The organism is Rhodopseudomonas palustris (assembly GCF_007005445.1).
Classification (GTDB): domain Bacteria; phylum Pseudomonadota; class Alphaproteobacteria; order Rhizobiales; family Xanthobacteraceae; genus Rhodopseudomonas; species Rhodopseudomonas palustris_G.
Window position 1 is genome coordinate 2,161,537 of record NZ_CP041387.1, and the last position, 15,330, is coordinate 2,176,866.

At 65.5% G+C, this 15,330-nt stretch carries 14 protein-coding genes; all 14 read right to left on the reverse strand.

Annotation, left to right across the window (positions count from 1 at the left end; all coding sequences use genetic code 11):
* Positions 1–233: 233 nt before the first annotated feature.
* Positions 234–1,427: a lipid-A-disaccharide synthase gene (gene lpxB, locus FLL57_RS09885; RefSeq protein WP_142882796.1), complete on the reverse strand. Its 1,194-nt coding sequence runs from the start codon at positions 1,425–1,427 to the stop codon at positions 234–236.
* Complete coding sequence (locus FLL57_RS09890; protein ID WP_142882797.1) at positions 1,424–2,281, reverse strand: LpxI family protein; 858 nt, start codon at positions 2,279–2,281, stop codon at positions 1,424–1,426. The genes lpxB and FLL57_RS09890 overlap by 4 nt, the downstream gene beginning before the upstream one ends.
* An 18-nt stretch (positions 2,282–2,299) precedes the next feature.
* Positions 2,300–3,142, reverse strand: coding sequence for an acyl-ACP--UDP-N-acetylglucosamine O-acyltransferase (gene lpxA, locus FLL57_RS09895; protein ID WP_142882798.1), 843 nt, complete (start codon positions 3,140–3,142; stop codon positions 2,300–2,302).
* Positions 3,143–3,150: 8 nt separating this feature from the next.
* On the reverse strand, positions 3,151–3,606 hold the full coding sequence (gene fabZ, locus FLL57_RS09900; RefSeq protein ID WP_013502302.1) for a 3-hydroxyacyl-ACP dehydratase FabZ: 456 nt from the start codon (positions 3,604–3,606) through the stop codon (positions 3,151–3,153).
* Positions 3,606–4,688, reverse strand: a complete 1,083-nt coding sequence (gene lpxD / locus FLL57_RS09905; RefSeq protein WP_142882799.1) for a UDP-3-O-(3-hydroxymyristoyl)glucosamine N-acyltransferase — start codon at positions 4,686–4,688, stop codon at positions 3,606–3,608. Before lpxD ends, fabZ begins: the two co-directional genes overlap by 1 nt.
* Positions 4,689–4,820: 132 nt before the next feature.
* The gene (bamA, locus tag FLL57_RS09910; protein WP_142882800.1) at positions 4,821–7,349 is read right to left on the reverse strand and encodes an outer membrane protein assembly factor BamA; all 2,529 of its coding nucleotides are present in this window, start codon (positions 7,347–7,349) and stop codon (positions 4,821–4,823) included.
* A gap of 172 nt (positions 7,350–7,521) precedes the next feature.
* Positions 7,522–8,673 (reverse strand): RIP metalloprotease RseP, encoded by a 1,152-nt coding sequence (gene rseP / locus FLL57_RS09915; RefSeq protein WP_142882801.1) that lies wholly within the window; start codon positions 8,671–8,673, stop codon positions 7,522–7,524.
* A 44-nt stretch (positions 8,674–8,717) separates the two neighbouring features.
* Complete coding sequence (gene dxr, locus FLL57_RS09920) at positions 8,718–9,941, reverse strand: 1-deoxy-D-xylulose-5-phosphate reductoisomerase (RefSeq protein ID WP_142884194.1); 1,224 nt, start codon at positions 9,939–9,941, stop codon at positions 8,718–8,720.
* 4 nt (positions 9,942–9,945) lie between these two features.
* A complete protein-coding gene (locus FLL57_RS09925; RefSeq protein WP_142882802.1) occupies positions 9,946–10,794 on the reverse strand; it encodes a phosphatidate cytidylyltransferase in 849 nt (282 codons plus the stop codon).
* 5 nt (positions 10,795–10,799) lie between these two features.
* The gene (locus tag FLL57_RS09930; RefSeq protein WP_013502296.1) at positions 10,800–11,558 is read right to left on the reverse strand and encodes an isoprenyl transferase; all 759 of its coding nucleotides are present in this window, start codon (positions 11,556–11,558) and stop codon (positions 10,800–10,802) included.
* A gap of 208 nt (positions 11,559–11,766) precedes the next feature.
* Positions 11,767–12,327, reverse strand: a complete 561-nt coding sequence (gene frr, locus FLL57_RS09935; protein WP_013502295.1) for a ribosome recycling factor — start codon at positions 12,325–12,327, stop codon at positions 11,767–11,769.
* 63 nt (positions 12,328–12,390) lie between these two features.
* Entirely contained in the window at positions 12,391–13,107 is a 717-nt protein-coding gene (pyrH, locus tag FLL57_RS09940; RefSeq protein WP_142882803.1) for a UMP kinase, read from the reverse strand.
* A 72-nt stretch (positions 13,108–13,179) separates the two neighbouring features.
* Entirely contained in the window at positions 13,180–14,106 is a 927-nt protein-coding gene (gene tsf, locus FLL57_RS09945) for a translation elongation factor Ts (protein WP_142882804.1), read from the reverse strand.
* 124 nt (positions 14,107–14,230) lie between these two features.
* Positions 14,231–15,226, reverse strand: a complete 996-nt coding sequence (locus FLL57_RS09950) for a 30S ribosomal protein S2 (RefSeq protein ID WP_142882805.1) — start codon at positions 15,224–15,226, stop codon at positions 14,231–14,233.
* Positions 15,227–15,330 lie beyond the last annotated feature (104 nt).

A 15,330-nucleotide genomic window follows, 5' to 3' on the forward strand; every position in this document is an offset into this window, starting at 1 on the left:
GACCGGCCTTGTGCCGGTCCTTTTGTTTTGAGGACTTGATCACCGGAGCAGTGCTGCTCTTGACAGACACAGGGCCGCGTTTCGGAGCGATCACGACAGATACGGCGTCATGGTGAGGAAGCGCGAAGCACCGTCTCGAGCCACGCTCCTCGGGACGCAGGACGAGAACTCCGCCTCCCTGGGACTGGCTAAATCCCGCTTCAATCCATCGATCAGGCGTGCTGACCAGTTGGTCAGCCGATCGAGCGGCGCCTCTGCATCACGTCCGCTACGATGTCAGCCGCACGTCCGCTCGGGGTCTGGTCGCCGGTCGACAGGATGGCGTCGATCCTGGCGAAGCCGGCGAGCTGGCGGCGCCGCGCCGGGGTGTCGCCGAGCAGATCGCGCACCGCCGGCGCGAGCCTGTCCGCGACGCAATCCTCCTGAATGAACTCCGGCACCACGTCGTCGCCGATCACCAGATTGGCGAGGATCACCGTGCCCGGACGCACCACCCGCCGTGCGATCCAAATCTCCAGACTGCCGGCCCGATAGGCGGTCACCATCGGCACGCCGGCGATCGCCAGCTCCAGCGTGACGGTGCCGGACTTCGCCAGCGCAGCATGCGCGATCCGGAACGCGGCGCGCTTCTCCTGTTCGCCGACCACGATGCGCGGCTGCACCTCCCATGAGGCGACCGCGGCGCGGACAAGGGCCTCGAGATGCGGCGTGGTCGGCAGCACCGCCTCGAACGCGACGCCATCGCGCCTCAGCTTGGCCAGCGTGTCGCCGAACGCGGCGGCGTGATGGCGGACTTCGCTGCGCCGACTGCCCGGCAGCACCAGCAGCACGGGCGGCTGGGCATCGCGGCGCGCCTGCTCCGTCTGGCTCGGCCGCAGCGAGTCGAACTGCTCGGTGAGCGGATGACCGACATAGCTGCATGGCGGGCCCTGCAGCCGGCGATACTCGGCCGGCTCGAACGGCAGCAGCGCCATCACGTGATCGACATAGCCGAGCATCGCCCGCGCCCGCCCCGGCCGCCACGCCCACACCGTCGGCGACACGTAGTCGACGATCGGAATCGCCGGATCGCGGAGCCGGACCCGCCGCGCCACGCGGTGGGTGAAGTCGGGGCTGTCGATGATCACCAGGATGTCGGGTTTGGCGGCGAGCACTGCGTCCGCGGCGCGGCGGATCAGCTTCAGGATCAGCGGCAGCCGCTGCACCACGGCCGCGAAGCCGATGATCGACAATTCCTCGATCGGAAACAGCGACACCAGCCCCTCGCCGGCCATGGTGTGTCCACCGATCCCGGCGAACCGGACCCGCGCCCCGAACCGGGCGCGGAGCTCGCGCATCAGCGCGCCGCCGAGCCGATCGCCGGACTCCTCGGTCGCGATCAGATACACGGTCCGAACGCGATCCTCCTGCGATCCGGCGGTCGTCATTCGCGCGTTCCGATCACGAACAGCCCGGCCCTGTCGGCGGCCGCGATCATCGTTTGCGGCTCGGCGACGACGGTATGCCCGGCGACCACGGCGACGCCGCCGAGGCGCGCCGCGACCAGCCCTTCGATGGTCGTCGGTCCGACCGCAGGCAGATCGAAGCGCAGATCCTGGCCGGCCTTCGGCGCCTTCACCAGCACGCCATGACCGGGCTTGGCGCGAATCCGCCGGCTGTCACGGAGCTGCGCCACGCGTCGCAGCAGCTCGTCGGTGCCGCCGGTATCCTCGACCGCGACGACGTGACCGTCGATCACCACGCAGCCCTGGCCGATATCGAACGGGCTCAGCGCCGCCAGCACTGCGCGCCCCTTGGCAATGTCGGCCTCCACGCGCGCATCCGGTGCAGCGCGGGTCAGGCAGCCCTGCGGGATCAACAGATCGCTGGCGACGTCCTTCAGGCCGAGCAGCCGGAAGCCGTGGCGCTCGAACAATCGGCCGACCCCGGTCAGGAGATGGTCGTCACCGCCGCGATAGGCCGCCAGCACTGCCGGCAGAGCTTTGATCGCGCCCCAGTCGAGCCGCATCTCCGACAGCGCCGGCCGCACCAAGGAGCCGATGAACACCAGGTCGCGGCATCCCTCGGCGCGCAACAGCCGCAACAGCCTGCCCAGCGCGCCCATCGGCAGCCAATGGTGTCGATACGCAGCCACACGCTCGGAGTCGCAGCTTCCCTTCAGCGCGAACAGGACCGGCGTCAGACCGCGCGCGGCGAGCGTATCGGCGACCGCAAACGGCAGCGCGCCGCCGCCGGCGATGATGCCGACCTTGGCGCCGAGCGGTGGGAGAGAATCGGTCATGGCCGGAGCACCGGCCGGTCAGGCGTCGTCGTCGTCGTTGACGCCCGCGCCGCCTTCGCGCGCCATGCACAGCGCGACGCGCTGGCCGCGTCCGCCTCGGGCCTTGATGTCGTCGATGAAGCCGATGATCTCGGCGATTGCCGGATCCTCCCCGGTGCGCGATCGCACCCGCTCCAGTCGCTCGGCGAGCGGGCCGGCGCTGTGGAACAGGTCGTCGTAGAACGCGCGCACAATTCTCAGCCGCTCCTTGGTGAATTTGCGCCGGCGCATGCCGACGATATTCAACCCGGACAGCTTCGCATAGATGCCGTTGGCGAGCGCGTAGGGAATGACATGGGTGCGCAGCCCGGTCATGCCGCCGATCATCACCTGGTGCCCGACCCGGGTGAACTGCTGCAGCACCGTCATGCCGCCGATGAAGGTGAAGTCGCCGATCTCGCAATGACCGCCGAGGGTGGCGGCGTTGGCGAAGATCACGTCGTTGCCGACGATGCAGTCGTGGCCGACATGGCTGGCCGCCATGAAGAACCCGCGGTCGCCGACCCGGGTGACGCCGCCGCCCCCGACCGTGCCGGTGTTCATCGTCACGTTTTCACGGATGGTGCAGGCGTTGCCGACGACCAGCGTGGTCGGCTCGCCCTTGTAGCCGGTCGACTGCGGCGCGCCGCCGAGTGAAGCAAACGGATGGATGGTGCAGCCTTCACCGATCGTGGTGTGGCCGGTGACGTTGACGTGGCCGATCAGACGGGTCCCGGCGCCGATGCTGACATGGGGGCCGATCGTGCAATACGGGCCGATCTCCACACCGTCGCCGAGTACCGCTCCGTCTTCGATCCGCGCAGTCGAGTCGATTGTGCTCATTCAGCCCGTCAATCTGCCAGCATCGCGCCGACATCGGCTTCGGCGACGATCTGGCCGTCGACCTTGGCCTCGCCGTGAAACCACCACATCGTTTTCCGTCTGCCGGTGCGCGTCAGGTGATACTCAACGGTATCGCCCGGCATCACCGGCTTGCGGAACTTGCACTTGTCGATCGTCAGGAAATACACCGCGCGCGGCTTCTCGGTGCCGGTCACCGACAGGATGCCGATCACCCCGGCGGTCTGCGCCATGCCCTCGATCATCAGCACGCCGGGATACACCGGACGCTCCGGGAAGTGCCCCTGAAACGCCGGCTCGTTCACGGTGACGTTCTTGATGCCGATGCCGCTGTAATCCTCGCGGATGTTGATCACGCGATCGATCAGCAGAAACGGAAAACGGTGCGGCAGGGTTTTGAGGATGGTGTTGATATCAACGTGCTCAAATCGAATCGGTGATTCCATCACCCCCGTCCTTCATCCCTGTCGTCGTCGGGTTTCGCCGCCGTCTCGGGCCCGCTGGCCTCAGCGAGCCGCCGTACTGCCAGCATCTCCCGGAACCATGTCCTGGTCGGCCTGGCGAACATGCCGCCCCAGCGCTCACCTGCGGGAATGCTGTCCTTTACTCCGGACATCGCCGCCACCTGGGCGCCGTCGCCGATCATCACGTGATTGTTGATGCCGACCATCGCTCCCAGCGCGACGTTGTCGCCCAGCGTCAGGCTGCCGGCAAGGCCGCATTTCGCGGCGATCACGCAATGTCGACCAATTGTTACGTTGTGGCCGATCTGAACCTGATTGTCGATCTTGGTGCCCTCGCCGATCACAGTGTCGCGCAGCGATCCGCGGTCGATCGTGGTTCCGGCCCCGAGCTCGACGTCGTTCTGGATGATCACCCGGCCGGTCTGCGGCACCTTGGTGTGGCGGCCCGCGAAAATGAACCCGAAGCCGTCCTGGCCGATGTGGCAGCCGGGATGCATCAGAACGTTGTTGCCGATCAGCGCGTGCTGCAGATGACTGCCGGCGCCGATGTCGCAATCCCGGCCGATCTTCACCCCGGCGGCAATCACCGCCCCCGCCCCGATCACCGTGCCGGCGCCGATCTCGACGTCGGGACCGATCACCGCCAGCGGCTCGACCGTGACCTCGTCCTCGAGCTTGGCGGTATCGTCGATCACCGCGGTGGGCGCGATGCCCTGTCCGGAGAGGCCGGTGCTTGGCCGCAGCGCGTCGACATAGAGCTGGCGGGCGACTTCGACAAAGGCATGGAAAGGCCGTCGCGCTCGCAGCACTGCAACGTGCGGCGGCACCCTGCCCTCGAACCGCTCGCTGACCAGACAGGCCCCCGCGCGGGTCGCGACGAGGTCGTCAGCGTAGCGGAGATTTTCAAAGAAGGTCAAATGCATCGGCCCGGCCTCGTCGAGCGAGGCAAGTCCGGTGATGCGATGCTCCGCCTGCGAAGCATCGACCAGCGTCGCCTTCGTCAGGCTGGCGATCTCGGCCAGCGTGGACGAAGGACGCGGTGGGAAAAACGAGGTTGATGCCATTCCTTCGGTCGCGGTCCGGCCTGCAGGACTTAGAGCTGATCCGGCTCTGACAGAGTCAGAGCCGGATCTCCTGTTGTTGGGGTTGGGGCGATTCTCTTACGCGAGCCGGTTCCGGCGTCGCTCGAAACCGCCTTAAAACGAAGTGCCGCCGCCGAACTTGAATTCCTGAACGCGGTCGTACTTACCCTTGGTGATCGGGATCGCGTAGTCGAAGCGCAGCGGTCCGAACGGCGACGCCCAGATCAGGCCGACACCGACCGAGGTGCGGACCAAGTTGGTGTCGTCGTAGTTCAGGCCTGCGCAGGAGCCAAGCGAAGTCTGAGTTGCCGGCGAGCAGCCCGAGCCGTTGACTTCGCCGGTGACCGACCAAGACGTCGGGCCCTTGTAGTCGAACAGCGAACCGGCGTCGGCGTAGACGGCACCCTTGAGCCCGACTTCCTTCGGCAGGAACCAGAACGGCATCTGCAACTCGACCGACGCACCCCAGTAGTTGGTGCCGCCCAGCGCGTCGCCGCCGTAGCCGTAAATGGCATACTGGCCGATGTCGCGCGGACCGATACCGTTCGGAGCGAAGCCGCGAACCAGGTTCGAACCCATCTGGAAGTGATCGAGCATCCGGAGCTGGTTGTCGCCATAGGTGCTCAGATTGCCGGCCTGCAGATGGATCAAGCCGATCAGGTCCGCCACCAGCGGGGTGTAGTACTTGGCGTCGAACGCGGTCTTGATGAACTTCACGTCGCCGCCGACGCCGGCGAAGTCCTGGCGCAGGTCGACGAGCAGACCGTCGGTCGGGTTCTTGATGTTGTCCAGGGTGTTGTAGGTCAGCGTATAGCCCAGCGACGAGGTCCAGTAGGCACCGCCGGCCAGACCGATGCGGACCGGCAGAGACGCTTCGCCGTCGGCAAAGCACCCCAAGCCCGGATAGCCATTAGGGTTGTTCGCCAGGAAGTTCATATATTGCGGCGTAGGATTATAGTTCGGCCCAGCGATGTTGTTACAATTGTTCAGGTACGACGGCAGCGTGATCTCCTGCCGGTACAGCGAGTAGCGGATCTGCAGCGACAGATCTTCCCGCAGCGCGAAGCCGAGGCGCGGGCTGAAGCCGAGCGTCTTGGTCGAGTACGAGATGTAGCGGTTGGCAAGCTGTTCGCGCTGATACAGGTCCAGACCAAGCGCGACGCGGTAGTCGAGCAGATACGGCTCGACGAACGACAGCGAGTAGCCACGGGCGTACTGGCCGTACTGCACCGACGCCTTGGCGAAGATGCCGCGGCCGAGGAAGTTGCGTTCCGAGACCGAGACTTCACCCAGCGCACCGTCGCTGGTCGAATAGCCGCCCGACACCGAGAAGTCGCCGGTCGATTTCTCTTCGAGATTGACCACCAGGATGACGCGGTCGCTCGACGAGCCCGGCTCGGTGGTGATTTTCACGGACTTGAAGAAGTCGAGGTTCTTCAGCCGGCGCTCGGCACGATCGACCAGCGCACGGTTGTAGGCGTCGCCTTCAGAGATGTCGAACTCGCGCCGGATCACGTAATCGCGGGTCCGGGTATTGCCGACGACGTTGATGCGCTCGATGTAGACGCGCGGACCTTCCTCGATCGAAAACACGATCGAAACGGTGTGCTCGTCGAAATTACGATCGCCGCGCGGACGCACGGTCGCGAACGCATAACCGCGCCGCGACAGCTCGATCTGCATCTCCTCGACCGACTTCTCCAGCGCCTCGGCATTATACAGCGAGCCGACATTGACGCGCGAGTAGCTGCGCATCGAATTGGCATCGAGCGTCGGGATCGTGGAGTCGAAGGTCACCGAACCGACGCGGTACTGCTGACCTTCCTCGATCTGGAAGGTCACCATGAAGCCCTTGCGCTCCGGGTCGTACTCGGTCAGCGCGGCCACCACCTGCACGTCGGCAAAGCCGTGCTTCAGATAGAAGCGGCGGATCAGGTCGCGGTCGGCCTCGACCCGGTCCGGATCGTAGACGTCGCCGCTGCCGAGGAAGCTCAGCAGGTTGGATTCGCGGGTCTTGATGACGTCCTTCAGGCGATAGGACGAATAGGTCTTGTTGCCGACGAATTCGATCGACTTCACGCCGGTCTTCGGACCTTCGGTGATCACGAACACCAGATCGACGCGATTGTTGGGCTGCTCGATGATCTGCGGATCGACGCGAACGTCGTAACGGCCGGAGCGGCGGTAGATTTCGGCAATCCGCAGCGCGTCGCCCTGCACCATCGGGCGGGACAGCGTGCCGCGCGGCTTCGACTGGATTTCAGCCGAAAGCTGCTCGTCCTTGATCTTCTTGTTGCCCTCGAACGCCAGGCGCCCGATCACCGGATTTTCGACGACGCTGACCACCAGCCGGCCACCGGCCTGGTTGATGCGCACGTCCTGGAACAGACCGGTCTCGATCAGCGCCTTGAGGCCGTCGTCGATCGACCCCTGATCGAGGCGACCGCCCGGACCGGGCTTGAAATAGGAGCGAATGGTCTCGGCCTCGACCCGCCGGTTGCCCTCGACCGCGATCGACGAAGCGGACTGGGCAGCGGCAGGAGACGCCATCACCACCCCGACCGCCGTCGTGGCGACAGGTACGGCGAAAAACACCAGGGCGGCACCGACTACCCCCCGCAACACTCGCATTCCAACTTTCATGCGCTACGCGCCCTTGTCATTCCGATGCCGGCACAGTGTCCCGCACCGACAGAATCCCCAGGTTGCCTCGCTTGTAGACAATTTTGCCCGGGTGGCAAACGTCCTTTCGCGATGCGATTTCAATTTCATTCCAACACGTTGCCCATCCGCCACGTTTGACGGATGGAATACATCAAGACGACGCCAGATGGAGGATGTCGTTGTAGGTCGCGAACATCATCAACATCAGCACCAGGGCCAACCCGATTCGGAACCCGAGCTCCTGGGCCCGCTCCGACAGCGGACGGCCGCGAACGGCTTCGATCCCATAGAACAGCAGGTGCCCGCCATCGAGCAGCGGAACCGGGAACAGGTTGAGCAGCCCGATCGAGATCGACAGCACCGCAGCCAAATGCAGCAGCGGCGTGAAGCCGATCGTGGCCACCTGCCCCGACACCTGGGCGATCCGCAGCGGCCCGCCGAGCTGGTCGGCCGCCTCACGCCCGGTGAAAATACCGCCGATATAAGAGAACGTCCGATCGACGACGAACCAGGTCTCCTTGACCCCCATCCACAGCGCGACCGCCGGATTGACCTGCTCGGTGGTCACCTCCCCCGCGGCGGTGGACCGGCTGATTCCGAGAATGCCGAGGCGCTGGACGTTGCCGAAGCGGTCCTTGATCTCCTTCAGCTCCGGCGTCGCCGTCAGGTCGACCGTCGAATCGCCGCGCTTGACGGTAAATTTGAGCTGGCGGCCGGCCTCGGCGCTGACGATGCGCTGCATCTCGAGGAAGCTGCCGATCGCGCTGCCATCGATCGAGGTCACCACGTCGCCCGGCCGGAACCCGGCCGATTCGGCGGCGCTGCCCGGCTGCACCCCGTCGACCCGCGCCGACGTGCTGGGCACCCCGAACACGCTGAACAGGAAGGTGAACAGGACAATCGCCAGGATGAAATTGGCCAGCGGACCGGCGACCACGATCGCCGCGCGCGGCCCGACTGGCTTGTGGTGGAAGCTGACGGCACGATCCGCGGCCGACATCTGTGACAGCGCCTCGCCGGAGGGCGTGCTCGCCTCGCTGTCGTCGCCGAAGAACTTGACGTAGCCGCCGAGCGGCACAGCGGACAACTTCCAGCGGGTACCGTGGCGGTCGTTGAAGCCGACGATCTCCGGGCCGAATCCGATCGAGAAGGTCAGAACCTTCACGCCGTTCCAGCGGGCGACCAAAAAATGGCCGAGCTCGTGGAAAAACACCACGATCGTCAGGACGAACAGGAAAGGCACCACGTAGCCGATCAGGCCGTGGCTTAACGTATTGTAACTATTCAGAAAAAGATCGGCCATCCCATTCCTTTCGAGCAGAACCGACGGCCCTGTTCCCTGGTCCTCTAAGATGCCTTTGCGGCAATTTGAGGCAACAGGGTGGCAGCCAGGTCTCGTGCCTGGCGGTCGAGTGCGATGGCATCGTCGGCGGAGCCGAGCGGCGCCAGATTGCCGGCGCGCACCCAGCGATCGAGCGTGTCCTCGACCAGCCGAGCAATCGCCCCGAACCGGATCTTCTGGGCGATGAAGGCGGCGACCGCGACCTCGTTGGCGGCGTTGTACACCGTCGTCGCACCATGCCCGGTACGAAGCGCGTCATAGGCTAGGCGAAGCCCCGGAAACCGTGCAGAATCAGGAGCTTCGAAGGTCAATTGACCAATCTTGGCGAGGTCCAGTCTGGCGGCACGTCCGGTAATCCGATCCGGAAAGCCGAGGCAATGCGCGATCGGAATCCGCATGTCGGGCGCGCCGAGCTGTGCCACCACGGAATGATCGGCGAATTCGACCAGACCATGGACGATCGACTGCGGGTGCACCAGCACGTCGATTTCGTCCGGCGACAATGCGAACAGATACGACGCTTCTATCACCTCGAGGCCCTTGTTCATCATCGACGCCGAATCGATGGTGATCTTCTGGCCCATGCTCCAGTTCGGGTGCTTCAGCGCCTGCGCCAGCGTCGCCTGCTCGATATCGGCGGCAGCCCAGGTGCGGAACGGCCCGCCCGAAGCGGTAATGATGACCCGGGTCAATTCATGACGGTTGCCGGAGGCCAGCGCCTGGAACAGCGCATTGTGCTCCGAATCGGCCGGCAGGATCTGCGCGCCGGCAGCGGCGGCCCGGCTCATGAAGAAATCGCCGGCACACACCAGACACTCTTTATTGGCGAGCGCGACGGTGGTGCCGCGGTCGACCGCGGCCAGCGCCGGCTTCAGCCCGGCGGCGCCGGAAATCGCCGCCATCACCCAGTCGGCAGGCCGTGCGGCGGCTTCGATCACCGCACTTTCGCCCGCGCCGCAGGCGATGTCGGTGCCGGCCAGCGCCGCACGCAACTCGCCGAGCCGCGCCGGGTCGGCGACCGCGACGAAGCGAGCGTTGAATTCTTTCGCCAGTTTGGCGAGGCCCGCGACATTGGCATTGCCGGTCAGGGCTTCGACCCGGTAGCGCTCGGGCGCAGCCCGGATCAGATCCATCGTGCTGTCGCCGATCGAACCGGTCGCACCGAGCACGCTCACCGTCCGCACGCCGTTATGGGCGGACGGGGCATTTTTCAGGGGGACTGCACTCATCGGATCACCACACCATAAGTCCGCTGCCAATACCATCCAGCGGCGCGCGAGTCAGGCCGATCAGCACGGCTGTCACCACCGCGGCGACGTAGCCGTCGAGCCGGTCCAGCAGCCCGCCATGACCGGGAATGATCTGGCTCGAATCCTTGACGCCGAACGTCCGCTTCACGGCGGATTCGAACAGATCGCCGAGTTGCGACACGATCGAGAGAATCGCCGCAAGCCCAAGCAACGGCAGCACTTTCCCAAACCCTGCAAGACCGAAAACAAGCCCGACCAGGAGGCTGAGGGAAAGCCCGCCGATCGCGCCGGACCAGGTTTTCTTGGGACTGACCCGCGGCCACAGCTTCGGACCGCCCAACGTTCGACCGACGAAATAGCCGCCGATATCGGCGCCCCACACCACCATCAGGATCAGCACCAGGGCTGGAAAGCCGTGGTCAGGGTCGAGCCGCACCAGAATCGATGCGATCAGCGCCGCCGCCGCGTAAGCAAGCCCGGAGGCGGTCCAGCGCCGCGGCTGATCGCCGAGCAGCGCCAATCCGCCGACGCCGAGCGCCGCCGCGACCAGCGCCGGCACCGGCTTGTCGAAGGCCAATCCCAGTCCACAGACGATCAGGCACAGACAGCCGAGCACCAGCACGCGGAAATCACGCGCCGCTCCGACGATCGACAGCCATTCGATGAACAGGCCGACCGCCACCGCGGTCGCCAGCACCGCCCAAGGCCAGCCTCCGAGATAAGCGATCGCGATCGCGCCCGGCGCCAGCACCAGCGCAGCGGCGATTCGCATGACCAAATTCCGGGACCCCTGCTCGGCCGCCGGCGCCGGCGCCGCCTTGTCCTCGCTCACGCGTGTCACGATCCTGTCTTGGCGGCCAATCCGCCGAACCGGCGTTCGCGCCGGGAATATTCGGCGATCGCGCCTTCCAGCGCCGCCTTGTCGAAGTCCGGCCAGTGAATGGGCACGAACACCAGCTCACTGTACGCAGCCTGCCACATCAGGAAATTCGACAATCGTTGTTCTCCGCTGGTGCGGATGATCAGGTCGGGATCGGGAATATCCGGCGCGTCGAGATAGCGTCCAAGCGTTGCGATATCGATGCTCTCCGGGTCGCGCTTGCCCTCGGCCACTTCGCGCGCCAGCCGCTGGGCGGCGTTGGCGATCTCCTGGCGCGAGCCGTAGTTGAACGCCACCACCAGATTGAGCTTGGTATTATTGCGGGTGAGCTCCTGCGCCTCGTCCAGCAACTGGCAAAGATCGGGCGCGAGCCGGTTGCGCTCGCCGATCACCCGAATCCGCACCCCATCCCGGTGGAGCGAGGCCAGATCGTTGCGGATGAAGCGGCGCAGCAGGCCGAACAGGTCGCCGATCTCGGTGGCAGGCCGCGACCAGTTTTCCGAGCTGAACGAGAAGATCGTCAGATACTGGATACCCAGTTCGCTGGAAGCGCGAACCACCCGGCGCAGCGCCTCGACGCCGCGGCGATGTCCTTCGGCGCGCGGCAACCCCCGCGCCGCCGCCCAACGCCCATTGCCGTCCATGATGATCGCGACATGCGCCGGAGCGCTCGACGGCTCGGACGGGTCAGGCAGAGGCGCGGCAGCTTTCGACATCGCTCATTCCCGAAGCATCATCCCGCGAGAAGATCACCGGCTCGCTGCCAGAAATTATTCGAGATCAGTAAGTTATAGTCGAGACGACGACAAGAGCCGAAGTGCCGCCACGACCCGCCGCGATCGCTGCGGCCAAGATCGCAGGCAACGATCGCCCGCGCACAGAAACTCGCCGGGCCGCGACCCGGCGATCATCACAGCGAACAGGCTAGACGGTCAGGATTTCCTTTTCCTTGTTCGCGAGCAACTGATCGATCTCGCCGATGGTCGCATCGGTGGCCTTCTGAACTTCCGTGTCGAGCCGCTTCTGGTCGTCCTCGGAGATTTCGTGGGCCTTCTCCAGCTTCTTGATGGTGTCGAGGCCATCGCGGCGGACGTGCCTGACCGCGACGCGGGCGGCTTCGGCATACTTGTGCGCGACCTTGACCAGCTCCTTGCGGCGCTCTTCGTTCAGCTCCGGGATCCGCAGCCGGATCACCTGTCCTTCAGTCGCCGGCGACAGGCCGAGGTTCGAATCGACGATGCCCTTCTCGACCGCCTTGACCATCGACTTGTCCCAGACCTGCACCGAGATCAGCCGCGGCTCCGGCACCGACACGGTGGCAACCTGATTGAGCGGCATGTGGCTGCCATAGGCGTCGACCTGCACCGGCTCGAGCATCGAGGCCGAGGCGCGCCCCGTACGCAGACCACCGAGTTCGTGCTTCAGGGACTGCGCAGCGCCCTGCATCCGCCGCTTCAATTCGTTGATGTCGAACTTGTCGGACATAACCGCCTCTCTCTTCCTGAAATCTGAAATCACCATCGCCGTGCGAAGCGCGGCGGTCGCCTGTCAGCCCGCCACCACCGTGGCGCGTCCCGCACCACGTAGCACCGCACCGATCGAACCGGGCTCGGCGATCGCGAACACGATGATAGGCAGCGAGGTTTCGCGGGCAAGCGCGAAAGCCGTCGCATCCATCACCTTGTAGCCGCCGGCAAGGGCTTCGGAATGGGTCAGCTTCTCGAACCGCCTCGCATTTGGATCGCGCTTCGGATCGGCGGTGTAGACACCATCGACGTTGGTCGCCTTGAGCACCGCGCCGGCGCCGATCTCGGCGGCTCGCAGCACTGCGGCCGTGTCGGTTGTGAAGTAAGGATTGCCGGTGCCGGCGGCGAATAGCGCAATTCCGCCTTCGCGCAGCGTCTGTTCGGCGGCGGCACGGGTGTAGAGTTCGCAGACTTCCGGCATCATCAGCGCAGCCAGGGTGCGCGCCTTCTGGCCATGACGTTGCAGCGCTTCGGCGAGCGCCAGGCAGTTCATCACGGTGGCCAGCATGCCCATCGTGTCGCCGGTGGTCCGCGACACGCCGCGGGCGGAGACTTCGACGCCGCGGAAAATATTGCCGCCGCCGATCACCACGGCGATTTCGACGCCGAGCGCGCGGGCGGCGATCAGTTCGCTCGCCACCCGATCGATGGTGGCCTGATCGATACCGTAATCCTGGGGACCGGCGAAAGATTCGCCCGACAGCTTGACCAGCACACGTCGATAGATCGGCTCAGCCATGACGCGGTCGTTGCCCCCTGTTGGCCGAACGACTCCCGGCCCGAAGGCCGGAAGTCGCGAAGCACGAAACGCTTACTTCTGGCCCGAAGCAGCCGCGACTTCGGCAGCGAAGTCGGAGGTCTGCTTCTCGATGCCTTCGCCGAGCGCGTAGCGGACGAAGCCGGCGACCTTGATCGGCGCACCGACCTTGCCTTCGGCTTCCTTGACGGCCTGGGCGACCGACTTGCCCTTGTCGTCGTGGATGTAGGCCTGCTCGAGCAGGCAGACTTCCTTGTAGTAGGTCTTCAGGCCGTTCTCGACGATCTTCTCGATCATGTTTTCCGGCTTGCCCTGCTGACGGTACTTGTCCGCCATCACCTCGCGTTCGCGCTGAACCACGGCCTGATCGAGCCCGGCCGGGTCGAGCGCCTGCGGATTGGCGGCAGCGACGTGCATCGCGAGCTGGCGGCCGAGCGTCGCGAGTTCGTCGGCCTTGCCGGCGGATTCCAGCGCGACGATCACGCCCATCTTACCGGCGCCGTCGATCACCGCGTTGTGGACGTAGCTCGAAACCACGCCCTGCGACACTTCCAGCGCGGCGGCGCGGCGCAGCGTCATGTTCTCGCCGATGGTGGCGATGGCGTCGGCGATCGCACCCGCGACCGTGGTCGAACCGACCGGGGCGGCGTTGATCGCGTCGATGTCGGCGCCGACCTTCAGAGCCACATGGGCGATCATCTTGACCAGCCCCTGGAACTGCTCGTTGCGCGCAACGAAGTCGGTCTCGGAGTTGACCTCGATGACAACGCCCTTGGTGCCGTCGGTGAGCGCGCCGATCAGACCTTCCGCGGCGACGCGGCCGGCCTTCTTGGCGGCCTTCGACAGGCCCTTCTTGCGCAGCCAGTCGATCGCAGCCTCCATGTTGCCGTCGGTCTCGGCGAGCGCCTGCTTGCAATCCATCATGCCGACGCCGGTGGTCTCGCGCAGCTCCTTGACCATTGCTGCAGTAATCGTTGCCATCGCTAATAAGCCCTCTGCCTGTGAGTGCGACCGCGCAGCCGAAGCCCGCGGTTCGCAATCAGGAACACATCTCAGATTTTGACGACGGAACGATGCGGCCGGATGCCGGCCGCATCGCCTCGTATTACTCCGCCTCGGCGGTCAGCGACTTGGCCTGCGCCACCCAGGCATCGGCCCGGCTCGGCAGACCGACTTCTTCGCCGATCTGATGCGCGGTGGCCTGGTCGAGCTCGGCAAGCTGCCAGAAGTGGAAGATGCCGAGGTCGTTGAACTTCTTCTCGATCGCGCCGGACACGCCCGCCAGCTTCTTGAGGTCGTCCGGGGTGCCGCGCGGACCCGGCAGGCCCTGGAAGGTCGTCGCCTGCGCCGCCGGCAGATCCTCACGCAGCGGCTGCGACGCCGCACCGATGTCGATACCGACATCGCCCTGCGCGCGCGAAATGCCGTCGATCACCGCACGGGCGACCAGATCGCAGTACAGCGCAATGGCGCGACCGGCGTCGTCGTTGCCCGGCACCAGATAGGTGATGCCCTTCGGATCGCAATTGGTGTCGACGATCGCGGCGACCGGAATGCCGAGACGCTGGGCTTCCTGGATCGCGATGTCTTCCTTATTGGTGTCGATCACGAAGATCAGATCCGGAAGACCGCCCATGTCCTTGATGCCGCCGAGCGAGCGGTTGAGCTTGTCGCGCTCGCGCTGCAGCTCGAGGCGCTCCTTCTTGGTATAGGCGTTGGCGTCGGCCGAGCTCAGCACGTCTTCGAGGTGACGCAGACGGCGGATCGAGCCGGAGATCGTCTTCCAGTTGGTCAGCGTGCCGCCGAGCCAGCGCGAATTGACGAAGTACTGCGCCGAGCGCTTGGCGGCATCGGCGACGGCGTCCTGCGCCTGGCGCTTGGTGCCGACGAACAGCACGCGGCCGCCCTTGGCGACGGTGTCGCTGATCGCCTGCAGCGCACGATGCAGCATCGGCACGGTCTGGGTCAGGTCGACGATGTGGATGTTGTTGCGGACGCCGAAAATGTAGTCCGCCATCTTCGGATTCCAGCGATGCGACTGGTGACCGAAATGCACGCCAGCTTCGAGGAGCTGACGCATCGAGAATTCAGGAAGCGACATAGGTAGTTCTCCGGTTGGTTCCTCCGGAAACGTGTGGGCAACCGTGCCTGACGTGGGGACGAATCCCCTCGCGGCCCGGTGCCACCGGACGGCCTTGCGAGCCA